Annotated in this window: 22 protein-coding genes; 9 read left to right on the forward strand and 13 right to left on the reverse strand. The window is 71.5% G+C overall.

Annotated elements, in window-relative coordinates; all coding sequences use genetic code 11:
- Positions 1-254: 254 nt before the first annotated feature.
- Together HJD23_RS09970 and HJD23_RS09975 are read right to left on the reverse strand one after the other, a co-directional pair.
- Entirely contained in the window at positions 255-1,739 is a 1,485-nt protein-coding gene (locus tag HJD23_RS09970) for an aminotransferase class III-fold pyridoxal phosphate-dependent enzyme (protein ID WP_332109214.1), read from the reverse strand.
- Positions 1,740-2,494: 755 nt separating this feature from the next.
- The gene (locus HJD23_RS09975) at positions 2,495-2,992 is read right to left on the reverse strand and encodes an amino acid permease (protein WP_171112953.1); all 498 of its coding nucleotides are present in this window, start codon (positions 2,990-2,992) and stop codon (positions 2,495-2,497) included.
- A 368-nt stretch (positions 2,993-3,360) separates the two neighbouring features.
- On the opposite strand from HJD23_RS09975, the gene HJD23_RS09980 reads away from it, so the two are divergent.
- Entirely contained in the window at positions 3,361-4,584 is a 1,224-nt protein-coding gene (locus tag HJD23_RS09980) for a hypothetical protein (RefSeq protein WP_171112951.1), read from the forward strand.
- 170 nt (positions 4,585-4,754) lie between these two features.
- Here the strand turns inward: HJD23_RS09980 and hflX are convergent, their stop codons facing one another.
- The 6 genes from hflX to miaA all read right to left on the reverse strand — a co-directional run bounded on the left by hflX (position 4,755) and on the right by miaA (position 13,358).
- A complete protein-coding gene (gene hflX / locus HJD23_RS09985; RefSeq protein ID WP_171112949.1) occupies positions 4,755-6,248 on the reverse strand; it encodes a GTPase HflX in 1,494 nt (497 codons plus the stop codon).
- A gap of 188 nt (positions 6,249-6,436) precedes the next feature.
- Complete coding sequence (locus HJD23_RS09990) at positions 6,437-8,041, reverse strand: M1 family metallopeptidase (RefSeq protein WP_171112947.1); 1,605 nt, start codon at positions 8,039-8,041, stop codon at positions 6,437-6,439.
- 265 nt (positions 8,042-8,306) lie between these two features.
- The gene (locus HJD23_RS09995; protein WP_171112946.1) at positions 8,307-10,550 is read right to left on the reverse strand and encodes an HD domain-containing protein; all 2,244 of its coding nucleotides are present in this window, start codon (positions 10,548-10,550) and stop codon (positions 8,307-8,309) included.
- A 258-nt stretch (positions 10,551-10,808) separates the two neighbouring features.
- Complete coding sequence (dapF, locus tag HJD23_RS10000; protein WP_171112944.1) at positions 10,809-11,678, reverse strand: diaminopimelate epimerase; 870 nt, start codon at positions 11,676-11,678, stop codon at positions 10,809-10,811.
- A 102-nt stretch (positions 11,679-11,780) separates the two neighbouring features.
- Entirely contained in the window at positions 11,781-12,311 is a 531-nt protein-coding gene (locus tag HJD23_RS10005) for a hypothetical protein (RefSeq protein WP_171118609.1), read from the reverse strand.
- 108 nt (positions 12,312-12,419) lie between these two features.
- The gene (gene miaA, locus HJD23_RS10010; RefSeq protein WP_171112943.1) at positions 12,420-13,358 is read right to left on the reverse strand and encodes a tRNA (adenosine(37)-N6)-dimethylallyltransferase MiaA; all 939 of its coding nucleotides are present in this window, start codon (positions 13,356-13,358) and stop codon (positions 12,420-12,422) included.
- 219 nt (positions 13,359-13,577) lie between these two features.
- On the opposite strand from miaA, the gene HJD23_RS10015 reads away from it, so the two are divergent.
- Together HJD23_RS10015 and HJD23_RS10020 are read left to right on the forward strand one after the other, a co-directional pair.
- Positions 13,578-13,853 carry a hypothetical protein gene (locus tag HJD23_RS10015; protein ID WP_171112941.1) on the forward strand — a complete coding sequence of 92 codons (276 nt, stop codon included), beginning with the start codon at positions 13,578-13,580 and terminating at the stop codon, positions 13,851-13,853.
- Between the two features lie 24 nt (positions 13,854-13,877).
- Positions 13,878-14,147: an antitoxin gene (locus HJD23_RS10020; RefSeq protein ID WP_171112939.1), complete on the forward strand. Its 270-nt coding sequence runs from the start codon at positions 13,878-13,880 to the stop codon at positions 14,145-14,147.
- Positions 14,148-14,369: 222 nt separating this feature from the next.
- Here HJD23_RS10020 and HJD23_RS10025 read toward each other — a convergent pair whose 3' ends face one another.
- Together HJD23_RS10025 and miaB are read right to left on the reverse strand one after the other, a co-directional pair.
- Positions 14,370-15,089, reverse strand: a complete 720-nt coding sequence (locus HJD23_RS10025; protein ID WP_171112937.1) for a class III extradiol dioxygenase subunit B-like domain-containing protein — start codon at positions 15,087-15,089, stop codon at positions 14,370-14,372.
- Between the two features lie 45 nt (positions 15,090-15,134).
- Positions 15,135-16,664, reverse strand: coding sequence for a tRNA (N6-isopentenyl adenosine(37)-C2)-methylthiotransferase MiaB (gene miaB, locus HJD23_RS10030; protein ID WP_171112935.1), 1,530 nt, complete (start codon positions 16,662-16,664; stop codon positions 15,135-15,137).
- 284 nt (positions 16,665-16,948) lie between these two features.
- Here miaB and HJD23_RS43680 point away from each other — a divergent pair, with 284 nt between their 5' ends.
- Together HJD23_RS43680 and HJD23_RS10040 are read left to right on the forward strand one after the other, a co-directional pair.
- The gene (locus tag HJD23_RS43680; RefSeq protein WP_240980678.1) at positions 16,949-17,152 is read left to right on the forward strand and encodes a hypothetical protein; all 204 of its coding nucleotides are present in this window, start codon (positions 16,949-16,951) and stop codon (positions 17,150-17,152) included.
- Between the two features lie 111 nt (positions 17,153-17,263).
- Complete coding sequence (locus HJD23_RS10040) at positions 17,264-17,557, forward strand: TetR family transcriptional regulator C-terminal domain-containing protein (RefSeq protein ID WP_171112933.1); 294 nt, start codon at positions 17,264-17,266, stop codon at positions 17,555-17,557.
- A gap of 59 nt (positions 17,558-17,616) precedes the next feature.
- Here the strand turns inward: HJD23_RS10040 and HJD23_RS10045 are convergent, their stop codons facing one another.
- A complete protein-coding gene (locus HJD23_RS10045) occupies positions 17,617-18,708 on the reverse strand; it encodes a DNA alkylation repair protein (RefSeq protein WP_171112930.1) in 1,092 nt (363 codons plus the stop codon).
- Between the two features lie 76 nt (positions 18,709-18,784).
- Positions 18,785-19,084 (reverse strand): hypothetical protein, encoded by a 300-nt coding sequence (locus HJD23_RS10050; RefSeq protein WP_171112928.1) that lies wholly within the window; start codon positions 19,082-19,084, stop codon positions 18,785-18,787.
- A gap of 123 nt (positions 19,085-19,207) precedes the next feature.
- Here HJD23_RS10050 and HJD23_RS10055 point away from each other — a divergent pair, with 123 nt between their 5' ends.
- The 4 genes from HJD23_RS10055 (at position 19,208) to HJD23_RS10070 (ending at position 23,357) form a co-directional block, all read left to right on the forward strand.
- Positions 19,208-19,759, forward strand: coding sequence for an ABATE domain-containing protein (locus tag HJD23_RS10055; protein ID WP_171112926.1), 552 nt, complete (start codon positions 19,208-19,210; stop codon positions 19,757-19,759).
- 290 nt (positions 19,760-20,049) lie between these two features.
- Positions 20,050-20,535, forward strand: coding sequence for a cation:proton antiporter regulatory subunit (locus HJD23_RS10060; RefSeq protein WP_171112924.1), 486 nt, complete (start codon positions 20,050-20,052; stop codon positions 20,533-20,535).
- 4 nt (positions 20,536-20,539) lie between these two features.
- A complete protein-coding gene (locus HJD23_RS10065; protein ID WP_240980679.1) occupies positions 20,540-21,775 on the forward strand; it encodes a cation:proton antiporter in 1,236 nt (411 codons plus the stop codon).
- 205 nt (positions 21,776-21,980) lie between these two features.
- Positions 21,981-23,357: a hypothetical protein gene (locus HJD23_RS10070; RefSeq protein ID WP_171112923.1), complete on the forward strand. Its 1,377-nt coding sequence runs from the start codon at positions 21,981-21,983 to the stop codon at positions 23,355-23,357.
- 225 nt (positions 23,358-23,582) lie between these two features.
- Here the strand turns inward: HJD23_RS10070 and HJD23_RS10075 are convergent, their stop codons facing one another.
- A complete protein-coding gene (locus tag HJD23_RS10075; protein ID WP_171112921.1) occupies positions 23,583-23,987 on the reverse strand; it encodes a MazG nucleotide pyrophosphohydrolase domain-containing protein in 405 nt (134 codons plus the stop codon).
- Positions 23,988-24,039 lie beyond the last annotated feature (52 nt).

Below are 24,039 nucleotides of genomic sequence, written 5' to 3' on the forward strand. Positions count from 1 at the left end.
CGATCTGGCCCGGGTGGGACGAGCCGGGTGGTGCTCTCGTGTGGGACAGCTGGGTGGTGCTTTCGAACAGGGCTGCGCGAGGCGCGGGGCGTGGTGGGGCTGAGTAAGTGGGGCGTTCTGACTGAGGGGTGATGGGAGTGGTTCAGCCGGTGGGGCATTGGTTTGGCAGGGGGCGCCGACCCGGTCGTGGCAGTGGCATTCGTGCGACGGCGCGCGTCGCGACGTATGAGGGCGCATCTGTGTCCGCCCTCCCGCTATCGCGACCGCTCGGCGCGGTCGGCGTGGTCATGGTCGGCGTGATCGGTGTGGTCGTAAGGCTGTTGTTCCGAGCTGCGCGCTGGGCGGTCGCCGTCATAGGGGTGGGCGCGGGCCGCCGCGGTGAGTGCGTCGGCCAGGCGGTCGAGTACTGCGGAGGCTTGCTCGTCGCTGATGGTGAGCGGTGGGAGCAGCCGTACGACACTCGGGTGCCGGCGGGCGAGTCCGACGATCAGACCCCGTTGGAGGCACTCCCGTTGAACGGCGGCGGCGAGTTCGAATGCGGTGGGATGCATGCTCTGAGCGCGTCCTCCCGGACTCGGCGGCGTCCCGGTCGCACCGCCGAGCCGCGGAGTCCCGGCCTCATCCCGGACGGCATGGTTACCCGCCGCGTCCGAAGCCACCACCAGCTCGACACCGATCATCAGTCCCCGCCCGCGCACATCGCCGATGCAGGGGAACTCCCGGGCAAGAGTGCGGAGTTGGGACAGCATGCGGGAGCCGATGGCCGCTGCTCGTTCGGCCAGGCGGTGTTGGCGGACGTGGGCAAGGGTTGCCGTGCCTGCGGCGAGGGCGAGTTGGTTGCCGCGGAACGGGCCCACCGGAGCGATGGGGTGGCGGAGTGCGAGGCCATCGCGGTGGATCACCGCGGCCAGCGGGAGGCTGCCGCCAATGGCCTCGGAGAGGATCATCACGTCGGGCGTCACCCCGCTGTGCTCGACGGCCCAGAAGGCACCGGTCCTGCCGACCCCTGTCTGCGTCTCGTCGACGATGAGGGGGATGGAGCGGGCGGCTGTGATACGCCTCGTCTCGCGCATCCAGGCGTCGGGCGCGGGGATCACCCCGCACTCGCCATGGATGGGTTCGAGGAGCATTCCGGCGGGGCTGGTCGCTTCGGACGAGGAGGAGAAGGTGGCCTCGGTCCAGCGGGCGGCCAGTTCGGCGGCGTCTGCGCCGGTGGTGCCGAAGGGGCAGCGGCGGTCCTGCGGGGAGGGCGGACCGGCGTCCGATGTCCGGCCTGCCTCGCCGGAAGTCCGCGGCACCTCGGGCGGCATCCCGTGGTCGGCGCCGGTGAGGGCGACGATGTCGGAGCGGCCGGTCGCGGCGCGTACGAGGGCGGCGGCGGTCTCGAACGCTTCCGTTGCCGAAGGGCCGCAGAACCGCACCTGTGCGTCCTCGGCGAGTCCGGGTGGCAGGGTGCGCTTCAGTTCCGTGACGAAGGCGTCCTCGACGGGGGTGGCCAGGTCGGGGACGTTGAGTGGGGCGCCCGAGTCGAGGACCTTGCGGATCGCTTCGAGGACGACCGGGTGGTTGTGGCCGAGGGCGAGGGTCCCGGCGCCCGAGAGGCAGTCCAGGTAGCGGCGCCCGTCGGCGCCCTCGACGGTGAGGCCGCGGGCGCGGACCGGCACGATCGGCAGGGCGCGCGGGTAGGTCCGCGCCGCCGACTCGCGCGCCGGCTGGCGGCGCGGGATCCCCTCGGTCACTGCCACCGCTCCCTGTCCTCCCGCTCCGGGGCGGCCTTTCGCCGGTGTGAGGCGACGAGTTGGTCTCGCGCTCTTCACAACCGGCCGCCGATCGCCCGCTTCCGCTTCCCGCGCCCTCACCCGCCGACTGACCGAATGGCACGCGTCACTCGCCGACTGGCCGAATGCCTCGCGTCCGGCCGCCGTGCACCTGTCCGGCGCCTACGGCGGCGCGGCCCGGTGCGTCATGACTCGGCGGCCGGGCCACCGGCCCCCGAAGGGCTCGCACACCCGCTCGCCCGCTCAAGGGCCCACGCCCGCGTCGCACCTCTGCACGGCCAGTCCCGACAGCACACCTCCCGAGGCAACGCAGGCAGACCACGGGCACCCAGCACCGGCCCCGCGCCCTACCACCACCGCTACCAACCGTGGTCCGGCCACCGGGTTACGGGTTGCTCCAAGATCCTTGCCGTGACGGAACCGGTGCCGGCCCCACACATGTGCCAGCAGGCCATGACGGTGCAGATCTGTGTGGATACCGAGTGGCCGGGGTGGCTGCTGCGCCACACCGCGATGACCCTCCGAGTGTCCTCAACGGCCAGCAGCACTCCACCACTTCCGTGGGCGTCGTTTCCGCAGGTGCCCGATGCCCAAACGGCCTTGCCGTGTCGGCACGGGCATGAGTGGCGGAGGCAGGGGTGCCGGGCACCGATGGACGCAAGCGCCTTGCCCGTGGCGCCGTGATCGCACCGCGCCCACCCGGAAGACGGTGCCGCTCACGCCTCGCCGCGTACCTTCATCACCATCTTGTTGAGCGCCCACAACCCGATTCCGAGGGCCAGGAGTACGCCCGCCCGGATGTAGACGTCCGCGGACCGGTCGGACAGCGGGCCGGCCAGGATCAGGGCGGTCACCGCGCCCAGCACCGGCAGGGCCGTCGGTGTACGGAAGTGGTGGTGCTCGACGCGGTCGCGGCGCAGGACGAGGAACGCCTTCTGGGTGTAGAGCGCGGCGCCGGCCGCCTTCGGATACTTGCCGACCAGCTCGACGTACGAGGCGGCTGTCAGGATGGCTACGAAGAACCCGATGACGAACGGCAGCCACAGGGCCCCGCCCACCTTGCCGGCGACCTGGCCGGTGGTGGCATAGATACCGGTACCGAGGATGTCGCCGATCACGAACAGGATCAGCAGTCCGGGACCGATGGCCCGCCGCAGCGGGGTCTCGTCCCCATCCCCCGCCGAAGCAGCGGCATCCCTTGGGGTTGTGGACACGATGGCTCCCCCTGAGGCGTTCCGCACTGAACAACGTCTTGCCTGCCCGGCAGGCCAGCGAGTGATGCCTTGGCGTACTGCAATCGGAGACACGGACTCGCCCCAGGCCCCCAGCTCCCGGTACCCGCAGGCTCTTGCGGGAGATCGCGGAGGTGAAGCCGAACAGCCGCGGGATCCTTGGGACTGATCGACTTCACCGACCTCGACCACCTGGAACTCATCGCCGGTGAGGTGCTCCCGCAGCTGGACCAACGGTTGCCAGGTCAGACAGCCCGTAGCGAAACCGTTGCCGTTCCATGGGAAGTCCCCCACAGCGACCGCATAGTGTGACAGGCGCCAAGTCCGTTATCACCAGGGGGAGTAACACCATGCGATCCATACGGCCGTCGTTCACCGCTCGCCGGGAGAGGAGCGCGCGTCGCAGAACCTCCCCCGTGCTGCCCACCGTTGCGCTGGCTTCCGCGCTGGCACTCACCGTCACCGCGTGTGAGTCGGGTGACCCCGCGGCGGACGCCCAGGCGTCGGCCTCGGCGGCCGCGGAGGGCGACGGAAAGATCCAGATCCCGGACGACATCAAGGACCGGCTGAAGGAACACGGGATCGACCTGGACAAGTGGCGGAACGGCGCCTGGAAGAACTGGGACCGGGACGACTGGCTGCGCGAGGCCGAGGACTTCATCAACCCGATCATCGAGGACCTGTGGGATCCGGACCGGATGCGGGAGGCCCAGGAGCCGGAGCAGGCCGTCGACGAGGGTGACCTCTCCGGAGACCAGGGGGTGACCGACCCGACGCCGAAGCCGGTGGAGGCGGAAGCCGTGCCCGCGTCGTACCACGCGAACGCGGCAGAGGCGGGGAAGCTGCTCTTCGACTCGCCCGAGGGCACGATGGTCTGCTCGGCGACGGTCGTGAAGGACCCGGCCAACCCGGGCAAGTCGAACCTGGTGTGGACGGCGGGGCACTGTGTGCACGCCGGCAAGAGCGGCGGCTGGTACCGCAACATCGCGTTCGTGCCGTCGTACAACGATGCCGCCCTGTCGGCCGCGGAGCTGCAGAGCGCCACGAAGGAGGAGGTCGCTCCGTACGGTGTCTGGTGGGCCGACTGGGTGCAGACCTCTGACCAGTGGATCGAGCAGGGCAGTTCGACGGGCGGGGACGGAGCGGCGTACGACTTCGCCGTGCTCCATGTGACGCCGGAGGAGGGCAGCGGGGGCAAGTCCCTGGAGGAGACGGTGGGTTCGGCGCTGCCGGTGGACTTCGCGGCTCCGGCCGTGCCGGAGATGGAGAGCCTGACGGCGACGGGCTACCCGGCGGGGGCGCCGTACGACGGTCAGACGCTGTACCAGTGCGAGGACAAGCCGGGGCGCCTGTCGATCAACGCGTCGGACCCGACGATGTACCGGATCGGCTGCACGATGACCGGCGGTTCGTCCGGCGGTGGCTGGGTCGCGACGGGCTCGGACGGGAAGCCGGCGCTGGTGTCCAACACCTCGATCGGCCCGGTGACGTCGGGCTGGCTGGCGGGGCCGCGGCTGGGTGATGAGGCCAAGGGCGTGTTCGAGGCGGCGAGCGGCAAGTTCGCGGACCAGTGACGGTGCCATAGGAACGGCGGTGGGGTGGTGTGAGGGAAACCTTCACCACCGCACCGCCGTTCAACCGCACGCATGACCTACGGCGGTCAGTGACGCACCGATGGCGAAGGCCCGCCCCTCACACCAGGGGCGGGCCTCTTTCTACGGCTTCACGGCAGGATGACGACGGCTCAGGCCGCCGGCGTCAGAGCGTACGGCGCGAGTTCGGCCGCCAGCTCCTCGTGCACCCGCACCTTGAGCAGGGTGCCCTCCGGGGTGTGCTCCTCGGAGATCACCTCGCCCTCGTCATGGGCGCGAGCGACCAGCTTGCCGTGGGTGTACGGCACGAGCACCTCGATCTCCACGGAAGGGCGGGGCAGCTCGTTGTCGATGAGCGCGACCAGCTCGCCGATGCCCTGGCCGGTACGGGCCGAGACGGCGATGGAGCGCTTCTCGATCCGCAGCAGCCGCTGGAGCGTCAGCGGGTCGGCCGCGTCCGCCTTGTTGATCACGACGATCTCCGGAACGTCGGTGGCACCGACGTCCCTGATCACCTCGCGCACGGCGGCCAGCTGCTCCTCCGGGTCCGGGTGCGAACCGTCCACCACGTGCAGGATCAGGTCGGACTCACCGACCTCCTCCATCGTGGAGCGGAACGCCTCGACCAGGTGGTGCGGCAGGTGCCGGACGAAGCCGACGGTGTCGGCCAGCGTGTAGAGCCGGCCGCTCGGGGTCTCGGCCCGGCGGACGGTCGGGTCCAGGGTCGCGAACAGGGCGTTCTCGACCAGGACACCGGCGCCGGTCAGGCGGTTGAGCAGGGAGGACTTGCCCGCGTTGGTGTAGCCGGCGATGGCGACCGAGGGCACCTTGTGGCGCTTGCGCTCCTGGCGCTTGATCTCGCGGCCGGTCTTCATCTCCGCGATCTCCCGGCGCATCTTCGCCATCTTCTCGCGGATCCGGCGCCGGTCCGTCTCGATCTTGGTCTCACCGGGACCACGGGTGGCGAGGCCGCCGCCCTTGCCGCCGCCCATCTGGCGGGACAGCGACTGACCCCAGCCTCGCAGCCGCGGCAGCATGTACTGCATCTGCGCGAGCGCGACCTGCGCCTTGCCCTCCCGGGACTTGGCGTGCTGGGCGAAGATGTCGAGGATCAGGGCCGTGCGGTCGATGACCTTGACCTTGACGACGTCTTCGAGGTGGATGAGCTGGCCCGGGCTGAGCTCACCGTCGCAGATGACGGTGTCCGCGCCCGTTTCGAGCACGATGTCGCGCAGCTCCTCGGCCTTGCCGGAGCCGATGTAGGTGGCCGCGTCGGGCTTGTCGCGGCGCTGGATCACACCGTCGAGCACGAGCGCGCCCGCGGTCTCCGCGAGGGCGGCGAGCTCCGCGAGGGAGTTCTCCGCGTCCTGCACGGTCCCCGAGGTCCAGACGCCGACGAGGACGACCCGCTCCAGGCGGAGCTGGCGGTACTCGACCTCGGTGACGTCCTCGAGCTCGGTGGAGAGGCCCACGACGCGGCGCAGAGCCGCGCGCTCGGAGCGGTCGAACTGGTCGCCGTCCCGCTCTCCGTCGATCTCGTGGCTCCAGGCGACGTCCTCTTCCATCAGGGCATCGGCCCGAAGACCTTCGGGAAAGTCGTGCGCGAGGCGCTTGGTGTCCTGGGAAAAGGAAGAAGAGGAGGTCATTGGGTCCTTAACGTCGTTGGGGATTCCGTATGTGCGGCGACGGGGCGCACCGCAGGCAGAGGTTCTCGGACCACTTGCGGAGCTGGTCCACGTCACCTTGCACAACGTACGAGTGTCCTGGGAGATTCCCGTCACCCGTGCCGCCGACCTGAAGATGGTCGCACGGCACGCCCCGTCTCGTCACCGTGTTATTCCGCCGCCGTTTTCCGGGGCGCCATGGCCTTGGGCCCAGCCGTGGGCTCCTCCGCCGTCGGTTTCCAGTCCGGGTGGCCCGGCATCGGCGGGGTCTTCTCGCCGTACAGCCACTCCTGGAAGAAGCCGCTCAGATCGCGTCCGGCCATCTGGGAGGCCAGGGACACGAAGTCGGCGGTGGTCGCCGTGCCGTCCTTGTGGCGCTTCACAAAGGCCCGTTCCAGGTCCTCGAACGCCGGGCGTCCGATCTCCTGGCGGAGGGCGTAGAGGACCAGGGCGGCGCCGTCGTAGACGTTCGGCCGGAAGATCCCCAGGCGGCTGTCGGACTCGGGCGCCTTGGGTGCGGCGGGCGGGCCGCCGGCGGCGCGCCAGCGGTCGGAGGCGCCGTACGCCGCGCGCATCCGTGCCTGCAGGGGCCGGTTCGACTTCTCCTCCGCGTACAGCGCCTCGTACCAGGTCGCGTGCCCCTCGTTGAGCCACAGGTCGGACCAGGTGCGGGGGCTGACGCTGTTGCCGAACCACTGGTGGGCCAGCTCGTGGACCATGATCGAGTCGACGTACCACTCGGGGAAGGCGGGGTCGTTGAAGAGCTCTCTCTCGAAGAGAGAGAGCGTCTGCGTCTCCAGCTCGAAGCCCGTGGAGGCGTCCGCGATGAGCATGCCGTACGTCTCGAAGGGGTACCGCCCGACCTTGCTCTCCATCCACGCGATCTGGTCGGGGGTCTTGGCGAGCCACTTTTCGAGCGCCGCCCTGTGCCGGGTCGGGACGACATCCCTCAAGGGGAGCGCGTGCGGGCCTGTGCGGCGTACCACTGTGGAGCGGCCGATCGAGATCTGGGCGAGTTCGGTGGCCATGGGGTGCCGGGTGCGGTACGTCCATGTGGTCGTGGCGCCGGCAGGCCGCACGTCGGTGGGCAGGCCGTTGGCGACGGCCGTGTAGCCGTTGGGGGCGGTGATCCGGAAGGTGAAGCGGGCCTTGTCGGACGGGTGGTCGTTGCTCGGGAAGACCAGGTGGGCGGCGTCGGCCTGGTTGGCCATGGCGAGGCCGTCGGCGGTACGGATCCAGCCTCCCTCCCGTCCGCCGGACGGCAGCGGGTCACTGGTGTGCCGCACGGTGATGCGCACCCGCTGCCCCAGGGACAACTGTTCGCCCGGCGTGACCACCAGGTCTTCACCGGCCGCGGCGAAGGACGCCGGCTCACCGTCGACCTCGACCGAGGACACCTTGCCGCGGGCGAAATCGAGGTTGACGCGCGACAAGGGCGCGGTCGTTACGGCGTCGATCGTGGTGACGGCCTGGAGCGGCTTGTCGTTGGTGCCGGGATACGTGAAGGACAGGTCGTATGCCGTCACGTCGTATCCCGGGTTGCCGAGATGCGGGAAGAGGCGGTCGCCGACGCCGAGCGGGGTGGGCGACGCACTCGCGGCGACGAGACAGACGGAGGCGGCGGAGGCGACCAGGGCCGCTTTCAGCCGACGGGGCGCCTTCAGGGCGCCGAGGCGGGCCTTCAGGGCGCTGGTGCGGGTTCCGGGGGCGTCGGTGCGGGTTCTGGGGGCGTCGGCGGCGGGCCGGTGAGCCCTGTCGTGGGAGGTGAGCAGCATGGGTTACGGCTACCAGCGCGCGCGTGCCACACGACGACGACGCGCGCCGGGCGCACCCGAACGGGGTGCGGGCGGGGTCTGACAGGCGGCCGCCCAGAGGGGGGCGCGGCCCGGGGCGCCGCACGCGCGCGCTGGTAGGGGCGCGGCCCGGGGCGCCGCACGCGCGCGTGGGTGCGGCTCACGCTGTCTGGTGCGTCTCACGCGTCTGGTGCGTCTCGCGGGTCTGATGCGTCTCATGAGGGCGACAAGTCAGGCCACGCCCCGCTCACCACGCCGACACGTGATGCTGCGCCCGGCTCACGTCGTACACGCCCGCCACATTGCGCATCGCGCGCATAAGGGCGGGCAGGTGGGCGGCGTCCGCCAGTTGGAGGGTGTAGGTGTGCCGCACCCGCTGCTGGGTCGGGGGTTCGACGGTGGCCGAGACGATCTCGGCGCCTTCCAGGGCGATGGCCTCGGTCAGGTCGGCGAGGAGGTGTGGGCGGCCGAACGATTCAGCGACCAGCGTGACCCGGCATTCCGTCGTCTCCCCCCAGCGCACGCCCACCTCCGCGCGCCCCGCGCTCTTCATCCGCGCCACCGCGGCGCACCCCACGCGGTGGACGGTCACCACTCCCCCGCGCACGGCGAAGCCGGTGACCTCGTCGGGCGGTACGGGCGTACAGCAGCGGGCCAGCCGGACGCTCGCGCCGGGTCGGTCGACGACCACGGCGTCGGTGGGCGCCGAGGCTCCCGAAGCGGCAGTGGCGGAAGTGGCCAGTGGAGTCCGCGAGGCGGGGCTTTCCGCGGCACCTCCGGGGCTCGGCTCCACACCGCCCCTGGGGCTCCTCTCCCCTGCGCCCCTCAAGCTCGTCTCCGGCGCATCTGTCTCCGCAGCTGTCGGATGCGCCGCCAGCCACCGCTGGATGGCGATCCGGGCGGCCGGTGTGTGGGCGTGTTCCAGCCACTCTCTGGAGGGCTCCGACGCGGGGTCCTGGCCCATCAGGAGCTGGACGGTGTCGCCGTCCTTCAGGACGGTGCTCAGCGTCGCGAGGCGGCCGTTGACGCGGGCGCCGATGCACGCGTGCGCGTCCTCGCCGTACTGCGCGTATGCGGCATCCACGCAGGTCGCGCCCTCGGGCAGGCCGAGGGTGCCGCCGTCGGGGCGGAAGACGGTGATCTCACGGTCCTGGGCGAGGTCCTCGCGCAGGGTGGACCAGAAGGTGTCGGGATCGGGCGCCGCCCGCTGCCATTCGAGGAGGCGGGAGAGCCAGCCGGGACGGGTGGGGTCGGCGCGCTCGCCGTCGGCCGGGTCGTCGGAGGCGGGCGGCGCATAGGGGTTGCCGAGCGCGATGACGCCGGCCTCCGCCACCTTGTGCATCTGGTGGGTGCGGATGAGGACCTCGGCGACCTGGCCGTCCGCGCGGGCGAGGGCGGTGTGCAGCGACTGGTACAGGTTGAACTTCGGTACGGCGATGAAGTCCTTGAACTCCGAGACGACGGGCGTCATACAGGTGTGCAGTTCGCCCAGGACGCCGTAGCAGTCCGCGTCCTCGTTCACCAGCACCAGCAGCCGGCCGAAGTCGCAGCCGCGCAGTCGGCCGCGCTTGCGGGAGACGCGGTGCAGGGAGACGAAGTGACGGGGGCGGATGAGGACTTCGGAGGGGATGTCGGCCTCGTTCAGTACGGCGCGCATCTCGTCGGCGATCTCGGCTAGCGGGTCGTCGGGGCGGGCCGCGTTCTCGGCGATCATCGCGCGGGTGTGCTCGTACTCCTCGGGGTGGAGGATCGCGAAGACCAGGTCCTCCAGTTCGGTCTTCAGCGCCTGGACGCCGAGCCGTTCGGCGAGCGGGATGAGGACGTCCCGGGTGACCTTGGCGATGCGGGCCTGTTTCTCGGGGCGCATCACGCCGAGGGTGCGCATGTTGTGCAGGCGGTCGGCGAGTTTGATCGACATCACCCGGACGTCGTTGCCGGTGGCGACGAGCATCTTGCGGAAGGTCTCGGGCTCGGCGGCGGAGCCGTAGTCGACCTTCTCCAGTTTGGTGACGCCGTCGACGAGGTAGCGGACCTCCTCGCCGAACTGCTCGCGCACCTGAGCGAGGGTCACGTCGGTGTCCTCGACGGTGTCGTGGAGGAGAGAGGCCGTCAAGGTCGTGGTTTCGGCGCCGAGTTCGGCGAGGATGAGGGTGACGGCGAGCGGGTGCGTGATGTACGGCTCACCGCTCTTGCGCATCTGGCCGCGGTGCGAGGACTCGGCCAGGACGTAGGCGCGGCGCAGGGGTTCGAGGTCGGCGTCGGGGTGGTGGGCGCGATGCGCGTCGACGACATGGCCGATGGCGTCGGGCAGCCGGTCGCGGGTGGCGGAGCCGAGCAGTGCGGCGCGGCCCAGGCGGCGCAGGTCGATCCTGGGGAGCGACCGTCTGCGGGGCGCCGACGCGGGCGCGGGGCCTGTCATCGGGCCTGATGGGCCTGTCATCGGGCCCGATACAACGCCTGGGGTCGCAGGGTTCGTGGCCTCCGCACTCATGGGCACCTCCGGCTGCGTGGACCGGCGAACGGGGTGCCCCATGGCGGACACGGCTCAGGGGTTGGCGACTTCTCCCCCGTCCGGGCCGGTGCTTGATGCTATCGAGCCGACCACGCGCTCCTGACCGCCTCTCGCCCAGCGTGAAACGGATCACCCATTCGAGCGACGGTTTGGATGTTTATGCCTGGGCACGGCATGAACTGGGGCGGCCGGGCGTCGACACTCAGCGGGCCGTGCACCCGAACAGCTCATTCCCCGTCAGCCGACCACAGCCGCAAGCCACTCCGCGTCGATCTCGCCCCCGGCGACGATCACCGCCGGGCCGGTCATCTCGATCTCGCCGTCGGGTCGTTCGGTGATCACCAGGCGTCCGCCGGGGACGTCCACGGTGTACGTCGCCGGAGTGCCGGTGACGGCCGGGTCGGCGCCGTCGCGGCGGGCCGTGGCCACGGCGACGGCGCACGCGCCCGTACCGCACGAGCGGGTCTCGCCGGAGCCGCGCTCGTGCACGCGCATCGCCACGTGCCGGGGGCCGCGGTCGATGACGAACTCGACGTTCACCCCGTCCGGGTAGGCCGCGGCCGGGCTGAACGGCGGCGGCGAGAGCAGGTCGCCGGCGTCCGCGAGGTCGTCCACGAACGCCACGGCGTGCGGGTTGCCCATGTTCACGTTCCGCGCGGGCCAGCTGCGCTCGCCGACGCTCACCGTGACGTCTCCCTCGGGGAGCCGTGCCCTGCCCATGCCGACGGTGACGTCACCGTCCTTGGCGAGGTGCACGGTCTTCACGCCCCCGCGCGTGGCGATGGCGATGTCCCCTTCGGCCACCTGACCGGCACGCTGGAGGTAGCGCGCGAACACCCGCACGCCGTTGCCGCACATCTCCGCGATCGAGCCATCGCTGTTGCGGTAGTCCATGAACCACTCCGCCTCGGCCGCCAGCTCCTTGGCCTCGGGGTGCGCGGCGGACCGCACGACGTGCAGCAGGCCGTCACCGCCGATGCCCGCGCGGCGGTCGCACAGCGCGGCGACGGCGGCCGGGGTCAGGTCGATGGCGTTCTCGGGGTCCGGGACGATCACGAAGTCGTTCTCGGTGCCGTGACCCTTGAGGAAGGCGATCCGCGTGCTCATTCCTCGATCGTACGGGGTGGCTACGACACCCCGTCGCGGCCGGGGCACCGGCTGACGCCCGGGCGTCAGCGGACACCTGCCCCACCCACCGCAGCCCCGGCCTCAGCGCAGCCGAGCCACCCGCCACACCGCCAGCACGACCACCGCGGCGACCACGACCACGTACGCGAGCACCACCCGCCAGTCCGGCCGCCGTCCGGACGCCCGCTGCGGCAGCCCCGGCCAGGTGTAGCCGACCTTGCGGGCGGCCATCATCCCCCAGCCCGCCGCGCAGGAGCAGATCAACAGCCCCAGCATGGCGATCACCGCCCCGCTGTCACCGAAGTCGAAGGCCAGCGGGAACGCGAACATCAGGGAGCCCAGCGCGCCCAGGCCCACGATCGGGGCCAGCTGCCACATCCGCAGTCGGCGCTGCGGGCGCAACTCGACCTCGACCTCGGGGCCGCCCACGAACATCTCGTCCGGCTCGGGACCGTCGTCGGTCACACCGTCCGGCGCATCGTCGGGCCCGTCGGGGCTCAGACGAGCGTCCCCGTCGGTGCTCGGACGACCCTCGTCGTCCCGCTCCGTTTCGCCACTCCCGGTGGTGGCGTGCTCGGCGCCTTGTGCAGTGTCGCGAGGGCCGGCCTCCATCGCCACGCGCCCTCCCAACTAGGACTCCACTTGGTCGATCGAAGCACGATGATGGCACGGCGCCGGGGGCCCGGATAACGGCCGGAGCGTCCCGATGCCATCACGTGATCAGGCTGTAACCGGTCGTTCGACCAATGCCAGGGCCTGCCGCGGAAGTTCCGTGAGGTCCGCCGCGGCCCCACTGAGCCAATGCACCCGGGGATCGCGCCTGAACCATGAATCCTGACGGCGCGCGAAGCGTTTGGTGGCCCGGACGGTCTCGGCCCGGGCCTGCTCCATCGTGCACTCACCGGCGAGCGCCGCGAGCACTTGCTGGTAGCCGAGCGCGCGCGACGCCGTACGCCCCTCGCGCAACCCCTGCGCCTGAAGTGCGCGCACTTCCTCGACGAGCCCCGCCTCCCACATCCGGTCGACCCGGCGCGCGATGCGCTCGTCGAGCTCGGGCCGCGCCACGTCGACGCCGATCTGCACGGTGTCGTACACCGAGTCGTGGCCCGGGAGGTTGGCGGTGAAGGGCATGCCGGTGATCTCGATCACCTCCAGCGCCCGGACGATACGGCGGCCGTTGCTGGGCAGGATCGCCCGCGCGGCCCCGGGATCGGCGGCGGCGAGGCGGGCGTGCAGCGCGCCGGAGCCGCGCAGCGTGAGCTCCTCCTCCAGCCGGGCCCTGACCTCGGGGTCGGTGCCGGGGAACTCCAGGTTGTCGACGGCCCCGCGGACGTACAGTCCGGAGCCGCCGACGAGGATCGGCCAGCGTCCCTCCGCGAGCAGGGTGTCGATCCGCTCCCGGGCGAGCCGCTGGTACTCGGCGACGGAGGCCGTGACCGTCACGTCCCAGATGTCCAGCAGATGGTGCGGGATGCCGGCGCGCTCCTCGGGCGTCAGCTTGGCGGTGCCAATGTCCATCCCCTGGTAGAGCTGCATGGAGTCCGCGTTGACGACCTCCCCGCCGAGCTGCTGGGCCAGGTAAACGCCCAGATCGGACTTTCCGGCCGCGGTCGGTCCGACCACGGCGATGACTCGGGGGGTGGGAAGTGCGCTGCTCACCGCACCAGTCTCGCAAACCTCGCACCCCGCCCACGAACGAGTTACGTGACGGCGGCGACCCGGAGTCGTTGCCCGTTGCGTGGTTCACGCCGCCGGTTCTCGGAAGCGGCGACCCGGGTGATGCAAACGGACGCTCCCCCGAGCTCCTTGGCTTCACCCGGGAAGGGGACCGCAAGCCGACGCGGGATTTCGCCCGCACGAGTAACGTATGGAGTTGATATGGGCGTTTTTGCGCGACTTCTCCGCAGGTCGAAGACCAAGAAGGAGGAGGCGTCGACCGCCGAGGCTCAGGCCGACCAGCCGTCGGCCGCGTCCGAGGCGGACGGGACTGCGGAGGCGAAGGAATCCGGCGAGACCGACGCCGGGGCCGGGACGGAGCCGGCCGCGGCGAAGGAGGGCGACGACGACGGCGCCCCCGAGGCCGTCGAGATCCCCCAGCAGCAGTCCCCCGGCAAGGCCGCCGACAGTGAGGCCGATGAAAGCGCCCGGACGTAGCAGCCCCGCGAGGGAAGGTGAACCATGGGTCTTTTCAACAATCTGAAGGGCAAGCTCGCCCCGGCCAAGGGCAAGGTCTCCGACCTCGCGCAGCGGCACGAGGACAAGATCCAGCACGGCATCGACAAGGCCGCGAAGGTGGTCGACGAGCGGACCAAGGGCAAGTACAGCGACAAGATCCATTCGGGCACCGACAAGGCCAAGGGCGCCATGGACCGGCTCGCGCACAAGGACGAAAGGGACACGGGAGGCGGCACCACCACGCCGCCGAGCGGCCCGCCGCCGGCCTCCTGAACAGCCGGGAGCTGAGAGCCGACGGCAGAGCAGAGAGAGCCGAGGGCCGAGCCGACACGGAGCCGACGGCAAGCGCAGACCAGGGCATACGGCACGACGGACGGCCGCGGAGCACAGCGCTCCCGGCCGTCCGCCGTTCCCGGCAGCCCCTCGCACCCTGCCCCGCCGCCCCGCCCCGCCCTTACGACCAGGACGCCACTCTTACGGACCGGGACGCCGCCCTTACGACCAGGACGCCACCACGTACCCCACTCCGTACGGCGCGTCCTCGTACAGCAGCGCACCGCCGAGCCCGGCGCCCGCGGCCGCCCCTGCGAGCACCTGCCAGGGCGCGCGCCCCGACACCATCAGCCGGCGCGCCGGCTCCACATCGAGTGCCTCCAGAGCCGCGAGGTCCGCCGACCCCAGCGCACGCCCGACCGCCGCGTCGAACGGCTCCGCCCGCTCGTCGAGATAGCCCGGCGCCTTCAGCGAGCGGCAGGCGCTGGCGTCGCCCATCACCAGCAGCGCCACCCGCTCGGCCTCGGCGGCGAGGTCCCTGCCGATCCGAATACACCGCTCGGGCGCGAGAAGTTCCCCCACGGCGAGTCCCTCGATCGGGGCATCCGACCACCCGGTGCGGTCCAGCAGCCACGCGGCGACGGCGAGCGACGGCGGCAGGGCCCACCGTACGTCCGCGTCGGCCGCCTTCTCCCGGCCCAGCCGTACGTCGACATCGACGCCGAAGCCGCGGAACGAGCCGTGCGTGCCCTCCGGGTAGGTCTCGACCTCGCCCTGCCGCGTGGGCCCGACGACGATCAGTCGGTCCGGCCGGGCGGCGGCGAGCACTCCCAGCGCGTCCGTGCACGCGGCACGGGCGGCGTCCAGCTCGGGCGCGGCACCCGCGGCGACCGCGGGCACGAGCAGCGGCGGACAGGGGCAGACTGCGGCGGCGACAAGCATGATCGGCAGCGTAACCCCGCAGGCCCTTCGGTCAGCGCCCCGACCTCAGTCGCAGCCGCATCCGCTGCCCGAAGCCACCGGCAACGGCTCCGGGACGCCCACCTTGGGCAGGCCGAGCAGCACGCCCGCCGGCTTGGCCGCCTCGACGGCGTTGCGCTTCTCCCAGGCGTCGCCCGCGCGCGTGCGGCGCACGCCGAGGACGGTGCCCTCGGCGAGGAGGTGGTGCGGGGCGGCGTACGTCACCTCGACCGTGACCACGTCGCCGGGGCGTACCTCCTGCTCCGGCTTGGTGAAGTGGACCAGGCGGTTGTCGGGGGCGCGGCCGGAGAGACGGTGGGTGGCGCCGTCCTTGCGGCCCTCGCCCTCGGCGACCATCAGCTCCAGGGTGCGGCCGACCTGCTTCTTGTTCTCGTCCCAGGAGATCTCCTCCTGGAGAGCGACGAGACGCTCGTAGCGCGCCTGGACGACCTCCTTGGGGATCTGGTGGTCCATCTCGGCGGCCGGGGTGCCGGGCCGCTTGGAGTACTGGAACGTGAACGCCTGCGCGAACCGCGCCTCGCGCACCACGTGCAGGGTCTGCTCGAAGTCCTCCTCGGTCTCGCCCGGGAAGCCCACGATGATGTCGGTGGTGATCGCCGCGTGCGGGATGGCGGCGCGGACCTTCTCGATGATCCCCAGGTAGCGCTCCTGGCGGTAGGAGCGGCGCATCGCCTTCAGGACCGCGTCCGAGCCGGACTGGAGCGGCATGTGCAGCTGCGGCATCACGTTCGGCGTCTCGGCCATGGCGGCGATGACGTCGTCGGTGAAGTCGCGCGGGTGCGGCGAGGTGAAGCGGACGCGCTCCAGGCCCTCGATCCTCCCGCAGGCCCGCAGCAGCTTGCTGAACGCCTCACGGTCGCCGATGTCGGAGCCGTACGCGTTGACGTTCTGACCGAGCAGCGTGATCTCGGAGACGCCCTCGGCGACCAGGGCCTCGATCTCGGCGAGGATGTCGCCGGGGCGGCGGTCCTTCTCCTTGCCGCGCAGGGCCGGGACGATGCAGAAGGTGCAGGTGTTGTTGCAGCCCACGGAGATCGACACCCAGGCCGCGTACGCGCTCTCGCGCCGCGTCGGCAGCGTCGACGGGAACGCCTCCAGTGACTCGGCGATCTCGACCTGCGCCTCCTCCTGCACGCGCGCGCGTTCCAGCAGGACGGGCAGCTTCCCGATGTTGTGCGTGCCGAAGACGACGTCCACCCAGGGCGCCTTCTTCACGATGGTGTCGCGGTCCTTCTGCGCGAGGCAGCCGCCGACCGCGATCTGCATGCCGGGCCGCCTGGCCTTCTTCGGCGCGAGGTGGCCGAGGTTGCCGTACAGCCGGTTGTCGGCGTTCTCACGTACCGCGCAGGTGTTGAAGACGACGACGTCCGCCTCGCCGTCGGAGCCCTCCGGTGCGCGTACGTACCCCGCGTCCTCCAGCAGCCCGGCCAATCGCTCGGAGTCGTGGACGTTCATCTGGCACCCGTAGGTGCGAACTTCGTAGGTCCTGGATGATCGAACGTCCACTGCCGGGCTCCGGTCGCTGCTGCTGGTCATGGCTCAAGGGTAGGCGGTCGCGGGAACCCCCTTCATCGGCATCTGGCAACAGCGGCTGACGCGACGTGCGTGCATCTGCGGAGCCGGCCCGTATGCCGCAAGGTGAGGTGCGCACCGGGCCTGCGCCACCGGCGGATACGGCACCGTGGGAGCCGAGATCGCCGGATGGTCGCCGTGGACGCTCCGGTGCTGCTCACCGGCGTTCCCCCGGCGCCCTTCCGCGCGGACGTACGGGCCGTCATCAGCTCGGTCAACGACCCGGATGACCGAGTGTGGGCGCCGCGGTGTCCGCGGGTGTGCCCTACGTCGACATCATCGGGTTCAGCTCGGCAGCCACGACCCTCGCACTCCTCGCGCTGCGCAGTGGGTTCTTCCGCTGGGCCGCCGGGGAACGCTGGGCCCCGCTGCGCTGGGCCCTCCTCCACTCCCCCGGCGAGGGCGCACCCGCTCCGCGACCGTCACCGATCCCCGCGGACGGCACCACCTGACCGCGGTCGGAGCGGTGCTGGGACTGCACCGCGTCCTCGGCGCCGACGGCTTCCCCGCCCCTCGTGGCCTGGTGTTCCCCGAGCAGCACCCGCCCGGGACGGGGTCGCCGCATGAGCACCGGGCCGACGCCCAAGGGCAGGGAGCGGCGCACGGCTCTGCTGGACGCGGCCGAACGCGTCCTCACGTCGTCCGGTGGCTCCGCCCTCCTCGACGGCGTCCTCTCCGACAACGACGACCCCGCTCTCGTACGGCTGTTCACCGAGGTCTGGGCCTTGGCCGCACACGACCAGGAAGCCGCCGCGGCCGTCCGCGCCTTCTACGACCAGTACGCCACCCACGTGGCCGCCCTGTTCCGCTCCGGCGTCGCCGGCAGGCGCAGCACCGGGACGGACACACTCTCCTGACGGAAGGAGGCCGGTCACTCTCCCTGACGAAAGGAGGCCCGGACTGACACTCCGAGGCTTCACCCTGCGCGGAGGATGAAGTCCCCCAACCCGTGAGGCTGCCCGTTGATCTGGAGGTGCACCCGGTGGACGCCTGGATGGTAGCGGCGTGTGCTGAGCAGCTGGAGGGGGTGACGGCGGACCCCCGACCAGCTCTCTCCCGGGGCGAGGTCCCGGGTGATCAGTTTGAAGACCTTGGGGGTGAGGCCGCCGTTCGCCTTGCGGTGGTGGACGACGTAGTCGACGACGACACGGACCGTGCGGGGGCCGGTGTTGGTCACCTCGTAGCCGAACACCAGGTGCTCACCGATGTGCACTTCGGGTGTCCGGACGTCAGGACCGGCGACCCGGACGGACGCCTCGGGATCGTAGCCGAGAAGCGTCAGGGCGTCGGGCTGACCGGCCTTGACGAGCGTACGCAGACCATGGCGGACCAGGGACGGTGTCGTGGAGGCGGGCTCGGCGAGCCAGCGGGCGGCGACGGCGACGGCCGTGCGCGGGTGGTCACGGCTGATGTCGTTGAGATGGTTGGCCACCGATCGCCGGACGTACTCGGATGAGTCCCGGTACAGCGCGTCCAGCACGGGGAGGGCGGGGGCGGGGTCGGTGACAAGTGCGGCAAGACGCGGTGCCCAGGGCAGACGAGGCCGCGTGCCTTCGCTCGCCAGCCGACGCACGTGAGGGTCGGGGTGGCCGGTCCACGTCAGGACCGGTTGCAGGGCCCGAGGGAGATCGCCCTCGAGAAAGGGGCGCACGGCCATCTCCGCGGTGAGCCGCGGAGTGAGCTCGGCGAGCAGGTCGAGCGCCGGTTCGAAGACACCACCTGTCAGGGCGCGTTCAGCGACCGCAGCGTTGACAGGGAAGGTCATCCACCCGGTGAAGCCGGATTGCAGCAGCGCCGCACGGATGACGGCGGCGAAGGCAGGATAGTCGTCCGGCAGGTCGGCGAGGACGGCCTCCTTGACGGCGGTGACGCGCCGGCTGAAGGCCAGTCCCTCCAGTGAGGTTCCGCAGTCGCGGATCGCGGACGCCGGCCCGCCACCCGCTTCCGCCATGACGGAGGCCAGCTGGTGTGTGGTGCGTGCGTTGATCAGTTCGTCGGCCGTGGGCACGGCTGCCCCTCCTCGTCGGGTTCCGGCCATGGCCGCGCCGCCCGTTTCGGCCGGGGCGCGGCCATGGCTCCTTCGGCTACGGCTGGACGCTGTGCAGCACCTGGGCATGCCGCATCTCGTGGACCTCGCCGATCAGGCTGAAGAACCCGGCGGCGGCGGGATCGCCGGGCATCTCCCGCGCCGCGCGCTCGGCGGCCTCCGGCGAGGCCCAGAGCAGAAAGTCGAGCAGGGAGCCGTCCTCGAACCGGGCGAGATGAGCCCCGAGGAAGTCCGTCGCGTAGCGCTCACGCAGGAGGGAGACCAGTCGGTCGCGCTGCGCGGTCAGCTTCTCGGCATCGGTGGTGTCGAAGCGGACGTATTCGATGGTGGCACTCATGGGGACGTTCCTCTCAAGTCTCTCAAGACGGAAAGCGCGTCACGGATTCACTACGGGAAAACCGTGATGGGAAGCTATCACGGATTCGACTGCCCGAATCCGTGATCCCGGTAGATTGAGGCCATGACCCTCAAAAGCCTGCGCGCGATGCCGTGGATCGGAGAACTGCCGGTACTGGACCTGGCCAACACCGTCCTGCTCGGCGCGGGAACCGCGGGCGGCGACATCGACCTGCTGGCCGATCCGGAGCTGCTGGCGTCCTGGCGGGCCAAAGCCGCCGACCGTGAACTCGCGGACCTGCCCCTGGGGCAGCTGACGGATCTGCGTGATCCGGTGCGGGGCGCACTGGACGCGGCGGCACGGCAGGCTCCGCTGCCCGGACCGGCACGCACTCGCCTCAACGCCCTCGCCGCACGCGCGCCGGTGACCTTTCACGTCGACGGTGCCGGCCGGCTCACGGAACGGGAAGCCGGCGGTCCGGTCGCCGCGGTGGTGGCGCGGCAGGCCCTCGTACTGGCCGCCGGGCCGGAACAGGCGAGGCTGCGGTGCTGCCCCGCACCCAGCTGCGGCATGTTCTTCCTCGCCCGCAGACAGGACCAGGCATGGTGCTCGATCGCCTGCGGCAACAGGGCCAGGGCACGCGCCGCCCGCCGGAGCGGCCGCCACGCAGACTGAACCCTGCCTCGCCTCGATCTCGTCGAGCCCCGCCCGGTTGGCGTCCTGCGCCTGCCCGACCTCCTCCCGCAGCTCCTCGGGGGCCCGATCTCCTCCGCCTGTGGCGTCCCTCGGTCATGACACCCATGTCGCCAACGTATGGGCGGATGGCAGCATGGCGGGGCCACGGGCCGCCGGGACGACCGGCAGAACGATCCAGCAACATAACAATCAGCAGAACAGCCGGCAGAACAACCGGCAGAACAGCCAGCAGCAGAGCAATCAGCAGGACGATCAGCAAGAGGAGAAACGTGTCTGCTCCACGCCTGAGGGCGACGCCGCTACCGGGCATCGGGGTCCAGTACGACCTGGTCACCCGGGAACACCGCCATCTGTCCGTAGTGGCGCATCGCGACGGCACTCGGACGGTCAACGTCTACCGGGCCGACGACCCGGACGCCTGCGCCCACTCGCTGCACCTGACCGCCCCGGAGGCCGGTGTGCTGATCGACGCGCTGCAGCCGTCGCACCACAGCAACAACCTGCTGTCCACGACGGACCTCGGTCTGGTGGCCGAGCGGATCGAGGTCGGCGGGACCTCGCGCTGGAACGGCCGCGTCCTCGGCGACACCCGGATGCGCACCGAGACCGGCGCGTCCGTCGTGGCGGTGCTGCGGCGGGCCGAAGCGATCCCGTCCCCGGCGCCGGACTTCCGGCTCGCGGGCGGTGACACGCTGATCGTCATCGGCACCCGCGAGGGCGTCGACGCCGCCGCGGCGATACTCGGGCGGGAGTGAGCCGGTGCACTCCGCGGTCCTGTTGATCGAGTTCGGTTCGATCCTGCTCGGCCTCGGCCTGCTGGGCCGGGTGGCGGGCCGACTGGGCTTCTCCCCCATCCCTCTGTATTTGCTCGCCGGGCTGGCCTTCGGCGAGGGCGGTCTGCTGCCGCTCGGGGCGAGCGAGGAGTTCGTGGCCATCGGCGCCGAGATCGGCGTCATTCTGCTGCTACTGATGCTCGGCCTGGAGTACACGGCCAGCGACCTCGTCACCAACCTCAAGGCCCACTACCCGGCGGGCCTGGTCGACTTCGCGCTCAACGCCCTGCCGGGGGCGGCGGCCGCGCTGCTGCTGGGCTGGGGCCCGGTGGCCGCCGTGGTCCTGGCGGGCGTCACCTGGATCTCGTCCTCGGGTGTCATCGCCAAGGTGCTCGGCGAACTGGGCCGGATCGGCAACCGCGAGACGCCGGTGATCCTCAGCGTCCTGGTCCTGGAGGACCTGGCGATGGCCATGTACCTGCCGATCATCACGGCGCTGGTCGCCGGGGTCAGTCTGGCGGCGGGGAGCATGACGCTGGCGATCGCGCTGGGCGTGGCGGGGCTGGTCCTGTTCGCGGCGGTGCGCTACGGCCGGGTCATCTCGCGGTTCGTCTCCAGCGACGACCCGGAGAAGCTGCTGCTGGTCGTCCTCGGGCTGACGATCCTGGTCGCGGGCATCGCCCAGCAGTTGCAGGTGTCGGCGGCGGTGGGCGCGTTCCTGGTCGGCATCGCGCTGTCCGGGGAGGTCGCGGAGGGCGCGCACACTCTGCTGAGCCCGTTGCGCGACCTGTTCGCCGCGGTCTTCTTCGTCTTCTTCGGCCTGCACACCGACCCGGCGAGCATCCCGCCGGTCCTGCTGCCCGCCCTCGCCCTGGCCGTCGTCACCGCCCTCACCAAGATCGCCACCGGCTACTGGGCGGCCCGGCGCGCCGGAATCTCCGTCAAGGGCCGCTGGCGCACGGGCGGCGCGCTGGTGGCCCGCGGCGAGTTCTCGATCGTGATCGCGGGCCTGGCGGTGACGGCCGGCATCGAACCGTCCCTGGGCCCCCTGGCCACCGCGTACGTCCTGATCCTGGTCATCCTCGGCCCCATGACGGCCCGCTACACCGAGCCGCTCGCGATGCGCTGGCTGGGCCGCTCGAAGGGTGCGTCCGGGCCGGTTCGCCGGGAGGAGGACGTCAGGGAGGAGGACGTCAAGACGGAGGCGCCGGTGGGGGACTGAGTCGTCTGTCGGGTGGGGGCGCCACCGAGGGTGGTCCACCGCAGCGCCGCAGACCCGGCTCAGTGGCCCACGTCACTCGGAGAGACAGCCAGAATGTGGAGTTCCGGCGGGGCGGTCATGGCATGCTCATGCTCGGTTACCGGCGGGTAGGAAATCTCCCCGCCGGATCCTCTCATGTCACCCCCCACCACCCCCAGGACTCACCTTGCGCAGACGCAAGCGGCACACGCGTGCCCTCCTGCCCGCCTTATCCACAGCCGCCCTCCTGCTCGCGGGGGGCTGCTCCTCGCCGCCGCAAGGCGACAGCCGCGCGGCCGTCGAGCAGACCCGCCAGGCCCGTGCCGACCAGGCCGAGCCCGCCGGGGAGGGCGAGCCGCTCGCCGTGGCGGCCGCCCCCGCCGACGCCCCGACCGCCACCGCCGGCCCGGACGCACCCGGCGAGCAGGCGGAGGCCCGTAAGACAGACCTCACCGTCGACTCCTACGACAGCCGGACCCGACGCGCCGTCATATCCGCCCCTGAGAAGGCGAGTTCCGGACCGTCCGCGTCCCCGTCCCCCGACCCCGCCGTCGGTGACGTGATCGCCAGCGCCCCCGCGCCCGGCGCCCCGGACGGACTTCTCGCCAAGGTCACCAAGGTCATCGGCGAGACCGACGAGGGCACCGAGGTGCAGACCGAGCCCGCCACGCTCAACACCCTGCTCGGCGACGACACCGCCCGCGGCTCCGTCCCGGTCGACCCCGCCGCCTTCGACATCGACAAGCTCCTCCCCGACGTCGACGTCTCCTGGTCCAAGGCCGGTGACGTCCACGTCGGCCCCGAGGGTGCCACGGTCCCGCTCGGCGGCCTCCGCCTCGACGTACGGGCCGAACTGCCCGCCGTCGAGGGTTCACCGGCGTCGGCCGCGGCGTCCGTCTCCGGTCACGTCCAGATCGCCCCGCAGGTCGACTTCCGGTACGGCGGCCAGGGCACCGGCGCCACCCCGGCCTCCGCGTACCTCGGCGTGTCCGGCGACTGGACCTCGGGCTGGGCCCTGCACGGCCGCGCGGCCCTCTCCGACACCCCGCTGCGCATCCCGTTCGCCAAGCTGCACGCCGACCCGGTGCTCCAGGTCGGCCCCGTCCCCGTCGTGGTGAACCTCGACCTGACCTGCTATCTCCAGCTCAGCGGCGACGGCCGGATCACCGTCGACGTCGAGCAGAGCCTCAAGGGCGACTTCAAGGCGGGCGGCACCTTCGGCCTCGCCCGGGGGTGGACGCCGGTCAGCGAGTCGGAGATGACGAGCACGCCGGTCCGCACGTCCCTGACCACCGCCGGGAACGTGCAGGCGACCCTCGGCGCCGAGGCGTCCATCGGTCTCTACGGCACCGTGGGTGTCGCCGCCGACCTGGCGCCGTACCTCCGCGGCGAGGCCACGGCCACGGCCGGCACACCCGCCGTCTGGAGCCTGTACGGCGGCGTCGATCTCACGGGCACCCTGCGCATCCAGCTGTCGATCTTCGGCACACCGGCGTTCCAGCACAGCATCCCGCTGGGCGCCCTGCACCGGGAGTGGAAGCTCGCGGGCAGCGACATGGCGTAGCGGCGGCAGGTCCGGCGGTTCGGCTCACACGGGAGGACGCGAGCCGGGCCGCCGTGCTGCGCCCAGCCCGCCGTACGATCCGCGACAGCGCCCTGCCCGCCGTGCGACCGCCTCATGCGCACCGCGCGGGCTACCGTCGTAGACCGCCGCACACGCGCAGCACGTCCCCGCCCCCCGTACGACCGCCGCACGCGCGCCGCACGCCCCGCCCGCCGTACGACCGCCTCACCCCCCATCCGGCCGCCACCCCTGCCGGCGCAGCACCGCCGACACGTCCGGTGCCTCGTAGTGCTCGCCCTTGAGGACCTTGCCGTCGGCGCGGCGCATGACCTGGCCGTCGGGGCCCAGCTTGGTCATGTTGGAGCGGTGGATCTCGGCTATGACCGCGTCCAGGTCGATGCCGTGCACCAGAGCCGTGCCGTACGCCACGTAGACGACGTCGGCCAGCTCGTGCGCCAGCTTGTCGAGGGGGCCGGGCACCGACACCTCGGCGACCTCCGCGGCCTCCTCGGCCAGCAGCTCACCGCGGTGCGCGGCCAGCTCCGACGACACCTGAGTCGGAGTGCTGCGGGCGTCGAGGCCGAAGGCGAGGTGGAATTCACGGACCAGGTCGGCGGGCGAGGAACTCATACGCAGAACACTAACGGCCCCCACTGACAGTCCCCTGTGATTCCCGCCCTGG

Source organism: Streptomyces sp. Z423-1 (assembly GCF_013009255.1).
GTDB classification, from domain to species: Bacteria; Actinomycetota; Actinomycetes; order Streptomycetales; family Streptomycetaceae; genus Streptomyces; species Streptomyces gossypiisoli.

Bases quoted from the DNA above. Each gene is read 5' to 3' on its own strand.
- miaB (WP_171112935.1), bottom strand. From the start codon at position 16,664: ATGACCAGCAGCAGCGACCGGAGCCCGGCAGTGGACGTTCGATCATCC.
- dapF (WP_171112944.1), bottom strand. From the start codon at position 11,678: ATGAGCACGCGGATCGCCTTCCTCAAGGGTCACGGCACCGAGAACGAC.
- HJD23_RS09990 (WP_171112947.1), bottom strand. From the start codon at position 8,041: ATGCTGCTCACCTCCCACGACAGGGCTCACCGGCCCGCCGCCGACGCC.
- HJD23_RS10020 (WP_171112939.1), top strand. From the start codon at position 13,878: ATGGGTCTTTTCAACAATCTGAAGGGCAAGCTCGCCCCGGCCAAGGGC.
- HJD23_RS09980 (WP_171112951.1), top strand. From the start codon at position 3,361: ATGCGATCCATACGGCCGTCGTTCACCGCTCGCCGGGAGAGGAGCGCG.
- HJD23_RS10025 (WP_171112937.1), bottom strand. From the start codon at position 15,089: ATGCTTGTCGCCGCCGCAGTCTGCCCCTGTCCGCCGCTGCTCGTGCCC.
- HJD23_RS09995 (WP_171112946.1), bottom strand. From the start codon at position 10,550: ATGAGTGCGGAGGCCACGAACCCTGCGACCCCAGGCGTTGTATCGGGC.
- HJD23_RS10075 (WP_171112921.1), bottom strand. From the start codon at position 23,987: ATGAGTTCCTCGCCCGCCGACCTGGTCCGTGAATTCCACCTCGCCTTC.
- hflX (WP_171112949.1), bottom strand. From the start codon at position 6,248: ATGACCTCCTCTTCTTCCTTTTCCCAGGACACCAAGCGCCTCGCGCAC.
- HJD23_RS10050 (WP_171112928.1), bottom strand. From the start codon at position 19,084: ATGAGTGCCACCATCGAATACGTCCGCTTCGACACCACCGATGCCGAG.
- HJD23_RS10040 (WP_171112933.1), top strand. From the start codon at position 17,264: ATGAGCACCGGGCCGACGCCCAAGGGCAGGGAGCGGCGCACGGCTCTG.
- HJD23_RS10005 (WP_171118609.1), bottom strand. From the start codon at position 12,311: ATGGAGGCCGGCCCTCGCGACACTGCACAAGGCGCCGAGCACGCCACC.
- HJD23_RS10055 (WP_171112926.1), top strand. From the start codon at position 19,208: ATGACCCTCAAAAGCCTGCGCGCGATGCCGTGGATCGGAGAACTGCCG.
- HJD23_RS10015 (WP_171112941.1), top strand. From the start codon at position 13,578: ATGGGCGTTTTTGCGCGACTTCTCCGCAGGTCGAAGACCAAGAAGGAG.